13 protein-coding genes and 2 pseudogenes are annotated in these 17,493 nt (G+C 69.9%); 4 read left to right on the forward strand and 11 right to left on the reverse strand.

What is annotated here, in order from left to right; genetic code table 11:
* Position 1 precedes the first annotated feature (1 nt).
* Positions 2–1,108 (reverse strand): LacI family DNA-binding transcriptional regulator, encoded by a 1,107-nt coding sequence (locus tag N8I84_RS02730; protein WP_313884227.1) that lies wholly within the window; start codon positions 1,106–1,108, stop codon positions 2–4.
* Between the two features lie 56 nt (positions 1,109–1,164).
* On the opposite strand from N8I84_RS02730, the gene N8I84_RS02735 reads away from it, so the two are divergent.
* Positions 1,165–2,472: a glycoside hydrolase family 32 protein gene (locus N8I84_RS02735; protein WP_263227836.1), complete on the forward strand. Its 1,308-nt coding sequence runs from the start codon at positions 1,165–1,167 to the stop codon at positions 2,470–2,472.
* Positions 2,473–3,091: 619 nt separating this feature from the next.
* Here N8I84_RS02735 and N8I84_RS02740 read toward each other — a convergent pair.
* Positions 3,092–3,811, reverse strand: coding sequence for an FAD binding domain-containing protein (locus N8I84_RS02740; protein WP_263227837.1), 720 nt, complete (start codon positions 3,809–3,811; stop codon positions 3,092–3,094).
* A 251-nt stretch (positions 3,812–4,062) separates the two neighbouring features.
* Here N8I84_RS02740 and N8I84_RS02745 point away from each other — a divergent pair, with 251 nt between their 5' ends.
* A complete protein-coding gene (locus N8I84_RS02745; RefSeq protein ID WP_263227839.1) occupies positions 4,063–4,299 on the forward strand; it encodes a hypothetical protein in 237 nt (78 codons plus the stop codon).
* A 249-nt stretch (positions 4,300–4,548) separates the two neighbouring features.
* On the opposite strand, the gene N8I84_RS02750 is transcribed toward N8I84_RS02745, so the two are convergent.
* Positions 4,549–5,655 carry a ricin-type beta-trefoil lectin domain protein gene (locus N8I84_RS02750; protein WP_263227840.1) on the reverse strand — a complete coding sequence of 369 codons (1,107 nt, stop codon included), beginning with the start codon at positions 5,653–5,655 and terminating at the stop codon, positions 4,549–4,551.
* A gap of 686 nt (positions 5,656–6,341) precedes the next feature.
* Between N8I84_RS02750 and N8I84_RS02760 the strand changes: the two genes are divergently transcribed.
* Complete coding sequence (locus N8I84_RS02760) at positions 6,342–7,307, forward strand: WGR domain-containing protein (RefSeq protein ID WP_263227842.1); 966 nt, start codon at positions 6,342–6,344, stop codon at positions 7,305–7,307.
* A 95-nt stretch (positions 7,308–7,402) separates the two neighbouring features.
* On the opposite strand, the gene N8I84_RS02765 is transcribed toward N8I84_RS02760, so the two are convergent.
* The 8 genes and pseudogenes from N8I84_RS02765 to N8I84_RS02810 form a co-directional block, all read right to left on the reverse strand.
* Positions 7,403–8,563, reverse strand: coding sequence for an oxygenase MpaB family protein (locus N8I84_RS02765; RefSeq protein ID WP_263227844.1), 1,161 nt, complete (start codon positions 8,561–8,563; stop codon positions 7,403–7,405).
* 81 nt (positions 8,564–8,644) lie between these two features.
* Positions 8,645–9,700 (reverse strand): polyprenyl synthetase family protein, encoded by a 1,056-nt coding sequence (locus N8I84_RS02770; RefSeq protein WP_263227845.1) that lies wholly within the window; start codon positions 9,698–9,700, stop codon positions 8,645–8,647.
* A complete protein-coding gene (locus N8I84_RS02775; protein WP_263227846.1) occupies positions 9,690–9,965 on the reverse strand; it encodes a polyprenyl synthetase in 276 nt (91 codons plus the stop codon). Before N8I84_RS02775 ends, N8I84_RS02770 begins: the two co-directional genes overlap by 11 nt.
* A 702-nt stretch (positions 9,966–10,667) precedes the next feature.
* Positions 10,668–11,186: pseudogene (locus N8I84_RS02785) on the reverse strand (ricin-type beta-trefoil lectin domain protein); the annotation flags it as partial.
* Positions 11,176–12,579: pseudogene (locus N8I84_RS02795) on the reverse strand (aminotransferase class I/II-fold pyridoxal phosphate-dependent enzyme); the annotation flags it as partial. The pseudogenes N8I84_RS02785 and N8I84_RS02795, both read right to left, overlap by 11 nt.
* Positions 12,580–12,870: 291 nt before the next feature.
* A complete protein-coding gene (locus N8I84_RS02800; RefSeq protein WP_263227848.1) occupies positions 12,871–14,202 on the reverse strand; it encodes a S1 family peptidase in 1,332 nt (443 codons plus the stop codon).
* 615 nt (positions 14,203–14,817) lie between these two features.
* A complete protein-coding gene (locus N8I84_RS02805; RefSeq protein ID WP_263227849.1) occupies positions 14,818–15,891 on the reverse strand; it encodes a PP2C family protein-serine/threonine phosphatase in 1,074 nt (357 codons plus the stop codon).
* A 177-nt stretch (positions 15,892–16,068) separates the two neighbouring features.
* Positions 16,069–16,209: a hypothetical protein gene (locus N8I84_RS02810; RefSeq protein WP_263227851.1), complete on the reverse strand. Its 141-nt coding sequence runs from the start codon at positions 16,207–16,209 to the stop codon at positions 16,069–16,071.
* A gap of 177 nt (positions 16,210–16,386) precedes the next feature.
* Here N8I84_RS02810 and ltaE point away from each other — a divergent pair, with 177 nt between their 5' ends.
* Positions 16,387–17,424 carry a low-specificity L-threonine aldolase gene (gene ltaE / locus N8I84_RS02815; protein WP_263227853.1) on the forward strand — a complete coding sequence of 346 codons (1,038 nt, stop codon included), beginning with the start codon at positions 16,387–16,389 and terminating at the stop codon, positions 17,422–17,424.
* Positions 17,425–17,493: the final 69 nt, after the last annotated feature.

Genomic DNA, 17,493 nt, shown 5'->3' on the forward strand with positions numbered 1-17,493 from the left:
CTCAGACCTGGGTGGGCCCGCCGACCGGGGCCGCTGTGGAGTCCCGCAGCACGAGCGGGCAGTGCACGAGGGTGCGCCCGTTCCCCACGGCGGGCTCCCCGGCGGCCAGCTGCTCGGCGGCCAGCCGGCCCATCACGTCATAGGGCAGCCGTACGGTGCTCAGCGCCGGGTGGATCTCCGCCGCGAGCTGGAACTGGTCGTCGTACCCCATCACCGAGACGTCCTCGGGCACCCGGACCCCCGCCTCCAGCAGGGCCAGGATCGCGCCGACGGCCATCCGGTCGTTGCCGCACATGATCGCGGTCGGCCGGGGACCACGTCGCAGCAGCTTCCGCGCCAGCTCGTAGCCGGAGTCCGCGTGGTAGTTGCCGGCCATCACGGTGTGGTTCCGCGGGTCGAGTCCCGCCCCGCGCAGCGCCTCACGGAAACCGCGCAGCCGGGATTTGGTGGCCCAGGCGCTCACCGCGCCGGTGAGGTAGGCGATGTCCCGGTGCCCGAGGTCGAGCAGCGCCTGAGTGGCCTCCCGGCCACCGCGCACCTCGTCGGGCAGGATCGACGGAACGGAGTCGTCCGGGACGAAGCAGTTCAGCAGAATCGTGGGGACCCGCCGGGCGTCGTCCGGGAGCACCACCGACTTGGTGCCGACCGCCGCGAAGATCAGAGCGTCGACCTGCCGGTCGAGCAGGTCGGCGACCAGTTGTGCCGCCTGTCGGTTCGAGGCACCGGTGTTGACCAGGAGCAGCAGATTGCCGTGGCGGAGGGACGCCTCGTGTGCTCCCTTGATCGCGGAGGCGGCGAACACGCCGAAGTCGACGTCGTGACTGACGAAACCGATGGTCGCACTGCGCCCCTGGCGCAGTCCCTGCGCGGCCCGGTTGGGACGGTAGTCGAGTTCGGCGACCGCCTGCAGGACCCGCTGCCGGGTCTCGTCGCTGATCGTCTGACCGGCTGTCCGGTTGAGCACGAACGAGACGGTCGCGGGCGACACGCCGGCCAGACGCGCGACATCGGCACGGCGAGGCCTTCTCGCCCCCGGTCGGTGATCTTCATGGGTTGACACGCCGCAAGCGTACGAGACGTCTCCGGTCCTGAGCACCAGTTCCCACACCCATCAGCGCTTGCAGCTTCGTGTGCATTTCATACGCAGTGAGAGGAATCTTCGACATGCCCGCATGGCTCCACTACGCGCCCGCGAAAGGCTGGATGAACGACCCCAACGGGCTCGTCCACTGGCAGGGGCGGCACCACCTCTTCTACCAGTACAACCCGGAAGGCACAGAGTTCACCAACCAGCACTGGGGGCATGCCAGTTCCCCCGACCTGCTCACCTGGACCGAGCACGAGGTGGCGCTCTTCCCCGGCCCGGCCGGATCCGCGCCGTACGACGCGACCGCCTGTTTCTCGGGCTGCGCGGTGGAACACGACGGCGGAGTGTCGATCCTCTACACCGGCGTGCTCGGCGACGCCCAGCTCCCCTGCCTCGCGCGCGCCGCCGACGACGGACTGTCGAGCTTCGTCAAGGACCCGGCGAACCCCCTCCTGTCCGCTCCCCCCGCCGCCGACATCACCGAATTCCGTGACCACAGCGTGTGGCACGAGGACGGCCGATGGCGTCAGCTCGTCGCGGGCGCGCGCCACGACCATGGCGGCTCGGTGTTCGCGCTTTCCTCGGCCGACCTGCGGGCGTGGGACTACGACGGCGTCTTCGTGGACCGGGCCGCGTCGAAGGTGCCGGGCGCGGTGTGGGAATGCCCCGACTACTTCGCCGTGGAGGACACGGGGGCACTGGTGGTCTCGGTCATCCACGAGGACGGCGAGGAGGGGCCTGCGGTGTGGTGGATGACCGGGACTGCGTCGGGGACCGGTTTCGAGGTGCGCGAAACCGGCATCGCGGATGTCGGCGACCGTTTCTATGCGCCGCAGTCGTACTGGACCGCGGACGGCCGACGGATCCAGTTCGGCTGGATCCGCACCCACCAGGACCCGGCCGGCCGCAGTGGCCACGCGGTGGGCTTCATGAGCCTGCCACGCGAACTCTCGGTGCGGCGTGGACGCCTGTACTGCAAGCCCGCAACCGAACTGACACGGCTGCGGCGGGCTTCGACCCCCGTACCGGTGGCCGGTACGGTCGGCCTGGACGGGGGCAGGAGCGCCGGGGAACTGGTGCTCGACGCGGCAGCGGCGGACGGTGCGCGGGCAGTCGCCCTCCGTTCCCTCGCCGGAGCCGAGATGACCGTCGACCTGGCGGCGTTCGCCGGACTCGACGGACCGCTGCGGCTGTTCTGGGACGCGGGCATCATCGAGGTCTTCCGCGGCGGCGTGGCGGGGACATGGTCCGACCTGCGGGTCTCCGACGTCGTCACACTGCGGCTGGACGGCGGCACGGCTGCGGCAGGCGGACGAATCGAGGTCTGGGACCTCGCCCGACCGGAACGCTTCACCGGCCCGGCGGCCGGCCTCGGCACCGGATGAAACGGGGTGCTCCGGCCATCTGCATGGGCCTCTCCTCCGACGCGAAGATCGGTCGTGTTCGAGCCCGCGGTCGCGGATCGGATCGGATCGGTCAGGAGGTCAGGGCCCTGGCTCCCCGCTGAACGTCGTCACAACATCGGCGCAGCCGATCGCCGGCCGGGCGCCGTCGGCCGGCGCGCGCAGTCCGTCTCCCCGCGGCCAGGAGGAGCGACGCGGAGACGGACCGTTCGCGGACGGCCGAACCCCGCACGTGGCTCAGCCGAACATGGAGGCTGTGGGACCTGGGTCTCCGCCAGGTTCTGAGCCGCCCGAGGGGGCGGGTCCGGGTACGGCCTGCTCGGAACCCGGCCCACCGCGGGCTCCGGGGAGGACCTTCCCCCTTCTCCGGAGCGACCAACGCCGAGAGAGACAGCGGGGATTCTGGCTGCCTGCAACGACAGTTGATGCAGTGAGGCCCGGAGTGCAGCGTCAACGGCGGGCGAGCCTCTGCGGCATCGGCCGACGCCGAAGACCATGGCGAAAGGCATGGCGGCATCCGGGTTCACCGGCGGGAGCGGGCCGGCAGAGGCACTCGGTAAGCCGCGAGGTGCAGACGAAGCCCCAGCGGCCTCTTGCTGCATCAGTTCGCGCCGGGACCGCCCACCAGTGCGGCCACTTGTGAGTGCACGACTTCCCGGGCGGTGGCTGAAAGGTCACCGACCGCCGTCGAACCCAGCGCGTGCAGTGTCTCGTCGACGTCGGAACCGCACGAGGCGTCTGCGCTGAGCACTTCGTAGCCGTCACGCACAGCGATACGAAGGCGGTGGCCATCGTCGTCGGAATGCACCGCCGAAGCGACGACGAGGGGCGGCGGACCGCCCGCCTCGCCCGGCAGTTTGCGGTACGCACAGGCGATCGGCTCACGCCAGTGCAGACTGAGCAGAACGGGACGCTTGGCCACCAGCTCGGCCAGGTCTGTCTCATGCACTCCGTCGGGCCCCAGCACCACAGCCCGGGCGTCCAGCACGAGGGCCGCAGGCAGCAGGCAACGCAGCGCGCTGCCTACGAGGTTGCCACCGACGGTCGCCGTCCGCCGCACTGCGCCGGTACCCACCGAGGCGGCGGCCAGGCGCAGCACGTCCGGCACCCGCTCGTCCATCCGGTGTAGGACGACTGCGCCACCGACGGTCTCCGGCCCCAGCACGTTGGCCTCGGGCAAGTCCCGCAAGGACATGGCCAGTTCGGGAAAACCGTCGCGCTGCCATGTGGCCCAGACAAGCGTCGCCCCGCCGACGGGAACTGCCCCTTCTGCCAAGCATGCCTGCGCATCGGACACCGACGTGGGCAGACGCAACAACACAGCAGCCTTCCTTCCTCAGAGGCGGCGTGAAGCCGAGGGGTCATGTTCTGGCCACCTCTCGGCCCTGCCAGCGCAGTCTTCTCGCCAGGGCGGGGGCGCGTACAGGGCTCACACGAGCACGCCGTGGGGTCTCGTCGGCGGGAATCGCAACACGGCAGCGGTGGCACACACCTGGCTGGGGGCAGCGGGCGACTCGAAAAGGCGCCTGCGGCGAGAGTTCAAGATACTCCCTGCCCACGACCTGGCGGGCCTTGACCAAGACGGGCTACTTCATCGGCTTGTCCGGCTCCATCGGAGGCCTGGTCACCTACGTCACCACCGTCCGCCCCGCCCTCACGGGGTCGTCCGTCCGCCCCGCCCTCCGGGGGTCGTCGGACGCGGCCGACAACGTCGCTGTGCTGCGATCCGCGCGTATCAGGCTCTGCCGGAACAGAAGAGGTGACGGCAACGGCCCGGACGGTGATGACGGTGGGCTGGTGTCCCTGTAGCCGTCTGAGGGACGGATGGGCCGGTCTGGAAGGTGTTGTGCCGTTGCAGGATGCTGTCCTCGTCGCCGCACGCGAACAAAGGGTCGATCAGCCGGTCGCTGCCGCGGTGCGTGAGGTCGTCTCAGGGTGTCGCCGTCAGGCGACCGGGCCGCTGAAGTCCGGCCACGGCGGGCGCCGCATCCGGCGGTGTCCGCCACCGATGTTCTCCCGGGACCGGAACCCGAAAAGGGGCGGTCCCGGGAGCGGGGGTCATCCCGCGGTCAGAGTGGTCCACTTCTGGTTGGAGCCGCCGTTGCAGTCCCACAGCACGAGCTGCGTGCCGTCGGCCGTGGAGGAGCCCGGATCGTCGAGGCAGCGGCCGGAGGCGGGGTTGCGGTAGCCGCCGTTGTAGGGCTGCCAGACCTGGTTGGAACCGCCGTGGCAGGCCCAGATCTGCACCTTGGTGCCGTTGGCGGTGTTGCCGCCGGCGGCGTCGAGGCACTTGCCCATGGAGCGCAGGGTGCCGTCGGTGTAGAGCGACCAGAGCTGGTTGGCAGCGCCGTTGCAGCTCCAGATCTGGACGGCGGTCCCGTCGGCGGTGTTGGCGCCGTTGACGTCCAGGCACTTGCCGGCGATGCCGGACTGCACGCGTGCGGGGGCGGGGGCGGGGTTCCTCAGCCACCCGGCGCCGTCCGCGGCCTGGATGCCGCGGTGGAAGGCGTCCGCCATCTTCTGGTAGCCCGCGTCATTGGGATGCAGGGGGTCGGCCAGGTCGGCCGTGGTCAGGCTGCTCATGTCGACGTATGCGACGTGTTTGCCCGCGGCCTGTGCGTCGCTGACGATTCGGGGGATGGCCTGGTTGTACGCGCCCCGGAACTGCTCCTCCGAGCTGCTGGTGGACACGACCAGGGAGGCGACGAGGACGGTTGCGTCGGGGACGTCGGCGGTGATCTGGTTGACCAGCGACCTCAGCCGGGCGATGGCGGTGTCGACCTCGGACGCCCCTTGGAGATCGTTGGTACCGATATGCAGCGTCACGACGTTGGGCCGGTAGCGGGTCAGCGAGGCGTCCGCGAGTGCGGCGATCTGGTCGATGCGGTATCCGGAGTGGCCTTCGTTGTCGGGGTCGGACATCGATCCGTTCCGCCCGGTGCCGACGAAGTCCAGCGGATGGCCGTCCGCCGCAAGCTCGTTCCACAGCGGACCCCGGTAGCCGTTGCCCGTACTGCTTCCCACACCCCAGGTGATTGAGTCGCCCAACGGCATGACCCGTAAGGGCGTGTTGGAGGCGGCGGAGGCAGGTGGCACAGCTGCCGCCGTCACCCCGAGCGCGGCAGTGACAAGCGTGACCAGGTTCAGTATCCAAGACTTTCTCATGCAGGTGTCCTCTTCTGCGGCTGAGTGCTGAATCAATGGAGCTGACGCCGTTCTGGTCAGCAGCTCGGCCGTCGTGCCGTCCCGTCGGCGTCGGCGGCCGCCTGACGTACTGGCAGAGCGGCGTGGGTGGGGGCCTCTTGCACTGTGAGCGTTGACAACACCGAGCCTGTCCGACGTCCCGTCTGCCCCGGCCCTCCTGTACCGAGAGCGTCGACCCGAGCCGGCCGCACAAGCGCACTCGTACAGATATCACGCTGATCCCCGTCTGGGACATCCCATGAATGCCAGAAATCGCGGAACGGTGGCGCAGGGGCGAATTCTGCGTCGTTTCGTCCCGCACCCGTTCTCCTATGGCCTGTTCGCTACTCCCCCTCTACAGCTTCGACCCGTGAACATCCCATGTCTGGTTGCTGGTGACGACCCTCCACGCCCGGGCCCTGCACGCCTGCCTGCGATGGCGCAACAACAACGCCCGTCACCCTGACGTCCTGACACCTCGACGCCGCGAACGTGCGCGTGTCCGCAGCGCGGAAGACATCCGCCGGGGCGGACGACCAGTCGCTGCGGCGGCGTGAACGACGCCAGGCGCGGGGACCACCGGCTCGGTCACCGGATAGCGTGTCGGCCGGAGGACGGCCCGGGGTTGCACGGCGCCACTCCCCTGTTCCCATGCGCTGGAGGAACTGTTGACGGGCTGGCGGCGATTCGAGCTCCTGCAGGGGGCTGAGACCGAGTACCGGGAGATTCGCCAGGAAGGCATCCGATGCTTCCTCCGCTGGGGCACGACAGGCACCGGCGGCAAGGCGAGCACGTCGACGCTGGACGACGAACAGCACGCCGGCCGCCACGCTTCCCGCAAGATCAACGAATGGCTCCGCAAGGGCTTCGCCGAGGTCGAGCGACCGTTTGACGTCGCCGAACTTGACCAACAGACGCCCGTCCTCGACGTGATCAAGTCAAGCACCCAGCCGCATGCCCCGGTCCCCGAGTATCTGCCGGTCGATGGCTTTGACGACACCTACCACCGCAGCCATGCCCCGGATCACCCGATGGGATTTCACGAGTACTTCGTGCTGCGGGACCAGGGACGCAGCGCCGTTCGCTTCACCGTGCGCGGACAGTGCCATGACCCCGCGGCCGTGTCGTCCTTCCTGGCCGTCCTCGGCGCCGGGCGCGACCTGCCCTTCGACGGGCGATCCCACCACAAGGTACCGCTGTCGACACCGGTGGGACCCTTCAGTCACGCCTTGTTCTGTGCGCCGGCACTCGGGCAAGCCTGCGTCGCGTATCCCGCAATCGCCGCTCGCGTCGCGACAGCCTTCCCCATCTTCGGCTGCGAGATCGGCGACGCGGATCCGGAAGTCCTCGTCGACGCGCGAATCCGCGGCCACGGTGCACTGCCCTACAGCGACTGGAGCCGCCAGCCGCAGCCGGTCGTCGATCTCAGGTTCGATGTCCAGCCGTCCAACTACCGGCGGACGCAGACCTTCAAGGTCTTCACATCCGCAGACCTCAAGGCGCTACTGGACGTCCTCCCGACTGCGGCATCCCAGAGTTGGCTGGAGGTCCGCTCCTTCCGAGGCGAGACCAGGCGTTTCACACCCGAGACCGCCACACCGTTCTCCGAAGTCGCCTCCTTCCTCCACGGCTGAGCCTGCTTGGAGCCGCCGGTGACGGGCAGGGCCTCCTTGTCCTGGGTCACCGAACACCTTGAGCGTGTGTCGGCGAAGTTCGAGCGGCGTCGCGATCAAAAGACTGTGGCGGCCGGTGGGGTCCATCGGCGGGTGCGGGGCACCGCGCGAGAGATGCCGTAGTCCTCCTTGAGCTGTTCGGGGATGGCGTAGTGCATGACGCGTCCGCGGGTGAGGGAGGACAGCTCGAAGACGGTGGTGAGGTGGCCGAGACGGTCCAGTGCCCAGGCGCCGAGCGGGGAGCGGTCCTCGACGGTCTCCAGGACGCCGAGGAGGTGAGGCACGGCCTTGACGGCGGTGTCCCACGGGGTGTGCGGCACGTCGAGCCAGTCGGCGCACGTGTCGCCGATGAGGTAGCGGATCAGGGCGGAGACGATCGGGTCGAAGAAGGTACCGGGGACGACCTCCTCGTAGAGGTCGATGAGCTGCCGGGTCAGGTGCGCGCCCTCCTCGGAGGGCCCCATGTGCCGGATCATGTACAGGTCGAGGAACCGGCGGGCCTCGTCGAGGGTCTTGGGGACGGCATCCTGGTCGACGCCGAGCATGGCACCGACCACCCGCCAGGCGTAGTAGTAGGCTTCCGCGCCCTCCTGTGACATGTGGATGCCGAGGCGGTGCAGGCTGTCCAGGACGAGCAGGGAGAAGAACATCTGCCCGCCGATCATGTCCTCCTGGCAGATCGGCACCCCCAGCGACTCGGTGTCCCAGCGGTTCTCGCGCTTGAGGTGGTGGCGGATGGAGGCGTGCAGGAGGCGGACCTTCTGGGCGGCGGGGATGAAGCGGCTGCCGGCTTCGAAGGCGTCGGGCTGCATCAGGTAGACGGTGAACTGGCCGGTCTCCGCCATCCGTTTGGAGGGGTACTTCAGCCCGTGCGTGGCCGACAGCAGTTTCGCCACGTGCGGGACGACGTAGCAGGCGGGCATAGAGGCGAAGGACAGCGCGGTGGAGATGTGCACGTTGTTGTCGATGAAGAACAGCCGGGCCTTCTCCATCTCCGACCAGTCCACCCAGGACGGCGGGACACGGGTGGCGTCGAGGTACTCGCGCGCCACGTCTGGCAGCCCCTCCGGAAGGGGAGCGCCAGCGGTGGAGACGTAGCGCATCAGGGTGTTGAACGTGCCCACCTGGCCGCGTTCGAACAGTGCGGCGACGGTGGCGTCGGCGAGTTCGTCACCGGCCTGCCGCAGGGCGTCCATCGATGCCTCGGTGCAGGTCATGGCGGGGCTCCTTGTCTTCCAGGGGATCGTCCACGAGCGGCCGGAGAGGGCACCGGGGTTGTGCCGCCTCGGGTGCAAGGGTCAAGAGAGGCGGTCCGCCGCCGACTGCGCCAGCGCGGTCAGGGCAGCGTCGGCGTGCGCGGGTGCATTCAGGTCGTGGAGGGCGTCGAGCGCCTCCTCGACCCGTGCACTGATCATGTCCTCGACGCGGTCGGGTGCCTTCAGCCGGCGCATCACCTCGCGGACCGCGTCCAGAGCGTCCGCGTCCAGGCGGCGACGGCCCAGCAGGGCGTGCAGCCTCTCACGGTCGTCGTCGCCGGCGAGGCGCCAGGTCTCTGCCAGCAGCGCGGTGGGACGGTGGCCGCGTACGTCGTCGGTGTTGGCCTTACCGGTGCGTTCCGGGTCTCCGAACAGGCCGAGCAGGTCGTCCCGCAGCTGGAACGCCTCGCCCAGCGGCAGCCCGTACGTGGAGTAGCCCTCACGCAGCCGCGCGTCGGCCCCGGCCAGGGCGCCGCCGATCAGCAGGGGCTGCTCGACGGTGTACTTGGCGGTCTTGTAGCGGATCACCTTCAGCGACGCCTCGGTGTCCAGGTCGGCTCCCGTACGCAGGATCTCCAGGCACTCGCCCGCGACCAGTTCGCGGGCCATCACCGACCACAACGGGCGGGCCCGGGCGAGGTAGGCGACGGGCAGGCCGCTGGTGGCGAACAACTGCCCGGCCAGCGCCATCAGCAGGTCACCGACCAGCATCGCCAGCGACCTGGCGGCTGCCTCAGCTCGCGGACGACGTCGTACGGCGCCGCGCAGAGCGACATGTGCCGCTGGGCGCCCGTGCCGCAGCGGGCTGTCGTCGATGAGGTCGTCGTGCACGACCGCGGCGGCGTGCACCAGCTCCATGGACGCCGCCGCCCGCACCAGCGCGTCGCTGTCCGGCTGCCCGACCGCCCGCCAGCCCCAGTAGCAGAACGCCGCCCGCAACCGTTTGCCGTCCGCGACCGCGGCCTCCAGTTGCTCGGCCACCGGGCCCAGAAGCGGATCGATCTCGGCGAACCGGTCGGCCTCCTGGGCGACGAACCGGCGCACCACCTCATCAATGCGGATCTTGAACGCGGCCGGCTCCCACCGGTCACCCCTCATCAGCGGCCTTCCGAGCCAGGGCGTGCCGGGCCAGGACCTCCAGGTGGGCCGGCGGGACGGCCGCGTACCGGTCCAGCACCAGGCGCCCACGCGCCGCGAGGTCGTTCTCGGCCTGCGCCGCCAGCTCCGCGGCGTCCGAGCGGCGCAGCAGTCCCCGCACCGTCCCCACGGCCGAACCCAGCGTGCTCACCGCCAGATCCGCCAACCCGGCCACAAGCACCGCCTGCTCGTCCAGGCCCCCGCGCCGTCCCGCTTCTCGCGTCATGCTCTCCCCCACCCACAGCACACCCGGACGGCGCCTGTCACGCGCCGTCCGTTCGAGCATCCGTCACTTTGGGCGCGAGAACGGAAGAACTCCCGATCGAGCGATCACATCGATCGGCCGTACGATCACCGCTGCTGCACTGCGGTCCCGCGCTCCACGCCTCTCGAACTCCGATGACACGCACTTGCTGATCAGCAACCTTCAGCGGCAACGATCACCTGACCGTCGCGCCTTCAGCTGCTCCGCTTCGCCCAGAGCGTGGTGGTCGGGCAAGGCGGCTGAAGGCCCAGCGCAGCCGTTCCTGGTCGACGCGGGGCGGCCGGTGCGGTCCAGGCCGTGCGGGTGTGGGCGCTCAGCTGCGCCCAGGCGCTCATCTGCCAGCCACCGCCACACCGTCCGCTCCGACGCACCCGCCAACTCCGCCGCGCCTTCGCCGCTCGTACGTGCCTTCGGCGCCGGTCCGGCGCAGCACAGAGACGCGGAGCACGTCCAGGCCCATGGCGTCGCGGAGTTGGGCTTGGAGAACCCGGACGAATCCGGACTCGGGGAAGTGGACAGCCGGTGGTGCTCCGCGGCGAAGGAGGACAGCCAGTCTCCGCAACCGACGCGATCTTCCGGAACCGGACGACGACTCCTCGGGGCTGACGGCCGACTGCGCCCTTCGGCGCCCGGCAAGCCCACCGACTCGCCGGGCCTGCGTGTTCAGGAGGGCAGGGTCCAGCTCTGGTTGGCCGCTCCGGTGCACGACCAGATCTGCAGGCGGGTGCCGTTGGCCGAACTGGGCCCGGTCGCGTCGAGGCACTTGCCGGACTGCGGATTGACCAGGGAGCCGTTGGCGCCGGGCTGCCAGACCTGTGAGCCCGTCCCGTTGCAGTCGTACAACTGCACCTTGGTGCCGTTGGCCGTGCCGGCCGAGGTCACGTCCATGCACTTGCCGAGCGCACTGAGCGTACCGGCGCTGCCCACGGTCCAGTTCTGCGCGTTGGGGCCGTTGCAGTCGTAGAGCTGTATCGCCGTGCCGTTGGCGGTGCCACCGCCCGCGACGTCCACGCACTTGCCGCCGTACCCGTGGATGGGGCCCGTGACGTTCGCGGGCGGTGGGATCCCCGGACCGGACTGCCCTGCTGCCCACTTGATCTCCTGCAGGAGCAGTTGGTTCTGCTGGGCGCTCGCGAATGTCGACGACAGGGGGGTGTTGGAGGAGTAGTCCAACCCCGTGTGCGACCCCGCTGCGAAGGTAGTCCACAACCGCCTCGGTGATCACCTCGCCAGGCGCCACAGCGGGCACACCCGGCGGATAAGGGCTGATCATTTCCGCAGCGATCCGCCCCACGGCTCGCTCAGCGGATACGTGTTCCGCCGGACCGAAGAAGGCCTCGCGCGGCAGGACGGCCTGCTCCAGCTCCAGCTCCGACGATTCGGGCAGGTGCACGGGCGGCTGCCGCTCGATGGTGTCGCTGTCGTCGGCGAGGGCTCGCAAGGCGTCCACGAGGATCTTCTCGGTGTCGTCATCGTCCGCGTGGGTGATGGACGCACTGATGCGGCAAATGTCGGAGCCGCCGACGTCGACATGGCGCTCGGCGCGCAGCCACTCGGCGGCCTGCATACCGCTGATGCCGAGGTCCCGCACGTCGATCACGATTTTCAGCGGGTCGACATCGGCGGCGAGGCCCTCCTCGACGACCTCCTGGCCCATCGGCCACAGACCCGGCAGGTCGGCGACGGCCGCCCGGACGCGCTCCGCCCGGCGCAGCGCGGCCTCCAGGAGGTCATGCCCGTGCTCGACCATCTGACGCCGCCAGCCGTCGAGCGCCGCAAAGATCAAGGAGGAGGCGCTGGTGGTGCCGAGCAGATCCTCCCGCTCCTTGAGGACCTCCGGCGACACCCGCTCGTACTGCAGGTGGAACACGGAGCTCTGTTCGATCGCGCCGCCCATCTTGTGCACGCTGGTGACGACCAGGTCGGCCTCGGCGTCCATTCCCCAGGCGGGGAGCCCCGGGTGGAACGGCAGGTGCGCGCCCCACGCCTCGTCGACGATCAGGGGGACGTCGAACTTGTGGCACACGCGTGCCACCCCTTGGATGTCCGCGCAGGTGCCCCAGTCGGTGGGCGTGATCAGCAGCATTCCCTTGGCGTCGGGATGCTCCCGCAGACGGCGGCGTACGTCGTCGGACTCGGGCGGGTGGGCGATGTGCCGGTCGGTGTCGAACTTCGGGTGCACCCAGATCGGCTCGACGCCGTTGACGACGACGGCCGCGATCACCGACTTGTGCGCGTTGCGCGACAGCAGCAGCTTCTCTCCCGGCCCGGCCACGGCCAGCATGGCGGTCTTCACCGACAGCGAGCTGCCGCACGTGGAGAAGAACGCCTGCTCCGCGCCGACCGCGTCCGCCATGAGCTCCTGGGCCTGGCTGAGCACGCCCTGCGACTGGCGGCGGTCGTCCAGCCCGTTGAGGGACAGTACGTCGGAGCGGAAGACGTCGATCCCCAGGATGTCCGCCACCCGGGGGTCCACGCCCCTGCCCTGCTTGTGGCCGGGAGGACCGAAGACCACGTCCCCGCGACGCCTGAATTCCTGCAACGCCTCAAGGACGGGAACCCGTGAGTGATCCATGGTCCTTTCCCTTTCCGCGCACGCCCCAGCCATCCGAAGGCTCCGGAGTCCGGCCGTTGACCGGGTTCCATACCTGGCACTCGCGAAACCGGGCTGCTGCCCGGGCACACATGTCCGTCACCGTTGCCGCGACCACGGTCGGCGACGAGCGTGCGGTGCCGGGGTCGCGGGGCGGGTCGCCAGATGGCGAACAGGGCGGCGGCGGGCAGCAGCTCCGCGATGTCACCGCCGTCGGGTGCTCAAAACATGGGCCGAGCGGATCGCGGATCGGCGCGGCCGGTCCGCGGGGGGTCAGCCCGTGACCAGCGTCCAGTGCATGTCATGCAGGGTCTGCCCGATCGGCACGTAATACACGCCGGCCACGCACCACGGCGTCCTGCGGTGACCATCGAGCACGGTGTCCCGGTTGTACGCGGGCGGGCAGGTGACCGTCCGATCGAGCGCCGTGATCATTCCGCGGGCCTCATCGGCTGTGTGGTTGCGGACGCTCGCGAAGACCGGTCCGCCGCTGTCACCGTTGATCGCCGCGACACCGCCCGGAGTCGCAGAGGTGGCGTAGGCGAGGTCGACATCGGGGCGGTAGACATGGTTCGGTCCGGTGACGCCGATGTCGGTCTGAGCGATCCGCACACCGCAGTGCACGCCGCCGTTGGCGCCGTCGGTGCACACGTAGTCGCCGACGTTGTTGTGGCCCCAGCCGACGACGGGTTTGGCGTAACCGTCGGTGCGGCTCGCAGGACCGTCATAGAGCCAGCCGCGGGCCCGCTGCGACGCCGGCTTGATGCCCACCACGTCGTCCTGCGGGGAACGCTGGGAGGCGTCGGTGGTGCCGACCGGGTCGCCGCCCCACCAGGTGGTCCACCGGCCGCCGCCGGCCGAGCCGCAGTGGTAGGCGGACATCAGCATGTACCGACCCGCGGCGTTCTTCACGCTGAAGGAGCCGGAACAGATGCCGCCGGTGGGGTTGCTCAGCGCCGACGCTCCGGTCCAGGGCGAGCGATCGTGCTGCCGGGAGCTCAGGTCCACGCTCTGCAACCGGTGTATCGCGACGGTGTGCAACCCCGCCAGCCGGTCGGCGGCCGCCGCGACCCGCCGGGAGACGTTTCCCTCCGTGACCGCCATGGGGCTGTTCGCCCCACCGGCTGTGCTGTCATAGCCGACCTCCAGACCACTGCCGTCCACCGCCGGCGCGATGCTGGTGATGTGGACGGGGGCCGCGACCCCTGCGATCCGCAGGTTCATCGACGAGCGACCGCGCAGCAACTTCGTGCGGGCCGCGTGGAGTTCGGCCTTGGAGTAGCGGGCGGGGGTGACCTCGGCGGTCACCCCGGAGGGCAGATGGGCGAGGATGTGCCGGACCCGCTGGGGTGGGGTGCCCTTCCAGTACAGGCGCAGGTGGTTGTGGTCGGGGTCGACCTCTATGTCGGCGAAGCCGGGTATTCGCGCCCGGTCGGACTCGGAGAACCCTTGAGTGATCTGATCGGCGACGGCGTCGAGTACCTGCTGACGGTCGTCGATCCGCGCGGCTGCCCGTGCGGCCGGAGCGGGGACGGCGCCTGCCAGAGCCGGGACGACGAACGGCGCGGCGGCTGCGAGGGCCGCGGCGGGCACAAGGAGAGCCATCCATCTGTGGCGCGCAGCGTGCTTCATGTACCGGTGTCTCTCTGCTCGAGCCCAGCATGACGCGAACATGCTCTTACGGTGCAGGTGGGACAGGCAAAGCGGAAGTGACCGCTCCTGCGCACGCATAGCGGGGCGAAGTGGCCTGAGCCGCCCGTAGATCCGCCAAGTCCTTGCCGAGATGGCGTGAACGCTCGCCATGTCACCGTCCCGATGGCGGCCGAGGCGGTGAAGTGGAGAGGGGACCCGGCACGGCTGGACACCCCAGGCGGAGTGCCCGGGTCACACCCGGCGGACCGGTTCCTTGACGCCCAGTTCCACCGCCCCGGGTTCATCATGGCTGAGGCCTCTGGTTTGACGGAGCTGTCCAGGAACGAACCGCACGGAGGTCTCCGTGTCCTGTCTCACGGTGATGCCCGGTTGACCGTTCACGGCGGGCGGCTGCTCGTCCCGACGTGTTGGATCCGGCCGGGCCCGGCGCCGATGTCGCCGCCGGGTTGGACATGTCCCGCACCGCAGCGCACAAGTGCATGCGCCTCCGGCGGGCTGACGGGAAAGCCGGGCTGACCGACCGTTCCCCACGAGTTCCGGCAAACCTGCGCAGGTCAGAGCCTCGTCTCAGGTGCTCAGGCGCCGCCGGGCGACGAGGACGGCGATGTCGTCGTCGAGCTCGCCGCCGCTGTAGGCGATCAGGTCGCGGTGGAGATGCTCGAGGAGCTGGTGGGGCGCCTCGCCGCTCCATGAGCGGATGCGTGCGGCGAAGGGATAGAAGGCGCCGGAGCGGTCGCGGGTCTCCGTGACCCCGTCGGTGTACAGCAGGATCTGGTCTCCGGGGTGGAAGGGGGCGAGGTCGACGTGGTATCCGTCGCTCACCAGCATGCCCAGGTTGAGCGGCGGCGAGGGATCGGCGGGCTGCACCTCCCGGACCAAGCCGCGGTGCAGCAGCAGCGGGGGCGGGTGGCCGCAGGTGACGGTCTTGACGACGGGTTCATCGTCCGGGATCTCGGCGAGGAGGGCCGTGATGAACCGTTCAGCGATCTCCGAGCCCGGGAACCCCGGGTACTGGGAAGCATGGCGGCTCATGCTCGTCTCCAGGCGGCGCGCGAGGTGGGGCAGGTCGGGCGCGTCGTGGGCGGCTTCCCGGAAAGCGCTGAGCAGCGTCGCGGCCGTCTGGATCGCGAGCAGGCCCTTGCCGCGTACGTCGCCGATGAGCAGTCTCACGCCGTGCGGGGTGTGCATGGCCTCGTACAGGTCACCACCGATCCGGGCTTCCGCCGCAGCGGCCAGGTACAGGCTCTCGAGCGTGACGGGCCCGAGGTGTCGCGGGACCGGATGCAGCACGGCCAGCTGGGCGGTTTCGGCCACTGAGCGGACCTGGACCAGCTGATGGGCGCGCCGGCCGAGCAGGCGGTTGAAGAAGACGGCGAATGCCGCGATCGCCGCGAGGGTGGCCAGCTCGGAGTAGGCGGTCGCATCCCGCAGCGAATCGAAGTCCACCATCAGGCCGACGAAGACGGCGCACGCGCCCACTCCGATGAGCACGGTCCCCCACAGGGGCAGCAGCGCGGCGGCGGAAACCATGGCCGTGGCGAGGAAGGCGTCCGGCCTGACATCGCGGGGTGTGAACAGGCCGACGAACAGGCCGATGAACAGCAGCAGAGCAGGCAGCACGGCCAGCAACCTGCCTCGCACACCACCGCTGTGCGTGACTCCGCGTTCCTCAGGAGACCTCGCCACCGTGCCGCTCCCCAAGGTCACACAGGTCGAGCGGCAGCCTAAGGTACGGATGCCCGGCCACCGATTTGGGTAATTTTATCGCCGTTCGCCCGTAGCCGGTGAGCAACCCGGTTGGGGGGTGACGCGCCGGTGTCACCAGCTCACCATGCCGTCGGCGACAAGATCGAATGGAGAAGGTACGCAGAAGGTCACCGGGGTTCGTTCCTGCTCGGTGATGATCAGGCGGAACATGGTGAAGCCGTACATCGCGCCCGCGGCGACGCCGAGTTGCACAGGTGCAATCTCTGCACGCCTGGGACTCACGTCCGGTGCCCGGCCGCCCGCACACGCACGACGTCCTCCCGCACCGCGCCCCTTGCCGCGCCGCATGGGTCTCCGGGGGGCCAGTACGTGAAGCGGATCGGCCGCCCCGCCGACGCTCCCCGGACGGTGGCCGGGTAGGAAGGAGGCATGGACAACGTCATAGACCTGCGGAGCGACACCGTCACCCGCCCCACCGATCCGATGCGTGCCGCCATGGCGCGGGCCGAGGTGGGGGACGACGTGTTCGGTGACGATCCGGCCGTGAATGCCTTGCAGGAACGGGTGGCGGAGTTGCTCGGTTTCCCCGCCGCGCTCTTCGTCTCGTCAGGCACCCAGAGCAATCTGTGCGCACTGCTCAGTCACTGCGGGCGTGGTGACGAGTACATCGCAGGGTGGAACGCGCACGTCTACTCCCATGAGGGCGGCGGGGCGGCGGCGCTCGGCGGGATTCAGCCGCAGCCGTTGCCGCACCAGGAGGACGGGACACTCGACCTCACGCACATCGAGGCGGCGGTCAAGCCGGACGATCCGCATTTCGCGCGGACCCGGCTGCTGTGTCTGGAGAACACGTTCGGAGGCATGGCGATCCCTCCGGAGTATCTGGAGTCGGCCACGGCCGTGGCCCGCAAGCACAGACTGGCGACGCACCTGGACGGGGCCAGGCTGTTCAACGCCGCGGTGGCCGGCGGCGGCGATCCCTACGCGGGAGCGCGAAAGATCGCGGAGCATTTCGACAGCGTGTCGGTGTGTTTCAGCAAAGGCTTGGGGGCACCGGTGGGCTCGGTGTTGCTCGGCTCCCGGGAACTCGTCAGTGAGGCCCGGCGGTGGAGGAAGGTTCTGGGCGGAGGCATGCGGCAGGCGGGGGTACTGGCGGCGGCCGCGTCGTACGCGCTGGACCACCACGTCGAGCGGTTGGCCGAGGACCACGCCAACGCCGCGCTGTTCGCCGAAGCTCTCGACGGCGTACCGGGAATCGAGGTCGGCGCGGCACGCACCAACATGGTGTTCGCACGGGCCGTCGCGGGTGTCACCCCGCAGGATCTGGTGGAGCGGCTGGCCGCCAGGGGTGTGCTCTGCACGGGCGGACCGCAGTTCCGGTTCGTGTTCCACCTCGACGTCTCGCGGGAGGATGCGGAGCGCGCGGCGATCGTGGTGCGCGAGACCCTGGCCGACAGCACCGTCTGACGGGCAGCCAGGCACGCACCCGCGTTGCCGCGGGACTTCCGCCCAGGTCTCCGGGATGTCGGACCCTCG

It is taken from the genome of Streptomyces cynarae (assembly GCF_025642135.1).
Classification (GTDB): domain Bacteria; phylum Actinomycetota; class Actinomycetes; order Streptomycetales; family Streptomycetaceae; genus Streptomyces; species Streptomyces cynarae.

What these genes read in the sequence shown, in the direction of transcription:
- N8I84_RS02765 (WP_263227844.1), bottom strand. Translation starts at nt 8,563, where the DNA reads ATGACCTGCACCGAGGCATCGATGGACGCCCTGCGGCAGGCCGGTGAC.
- N8I84_RS02750 (WP_263227840.1), bottom strand. Translation starts at nt 5,655, where the DNA reads ATGAGAAAGTCTTGGATACTGAACCTGGTCACGCTTGTCACTGCCGCG.
- ltaE (WP_263227853.1), top strand. Translation starts at nt 16,387, where the DNA reads ATGGACAACGTCATAGACCTGCGGAGCGACACCGTCACCCGCCCCACC.
- N8I84_RS02770 (WP_263227845.1), bottom strand. Translation starts at nt 9,700, where the DNA reads ATGAGGGGTGACCGGTGGGAGCCGGCCGCGTTCAAGATCCGCATTGAT.
- N8I84_RS02735 (WP_263227836.1), top strand. Translation starts at nt 1,165, where the DNA reads ATGCCCGCATGGCTCCACTACGCGCCCGCGAAAGGCTGGATGAACGAC.
- N8I84_RS02775 (WP_263227846.1), bottom strand. Translation starts at nt 9,965, where the DNA reads ATGACGCGAGAAGCGGGACGGCGCGGGGGCCTGGACGAGCAGGCGGTG.
- N8I84_RS02800 (WP_263227848.1), bottom strand. Translation starts at nt 14,202, where the DNA reads ATGGCTCTCCTTGTGCCCGCCGCGGCCCTCGCAGCCGCCGCGCCGTTC.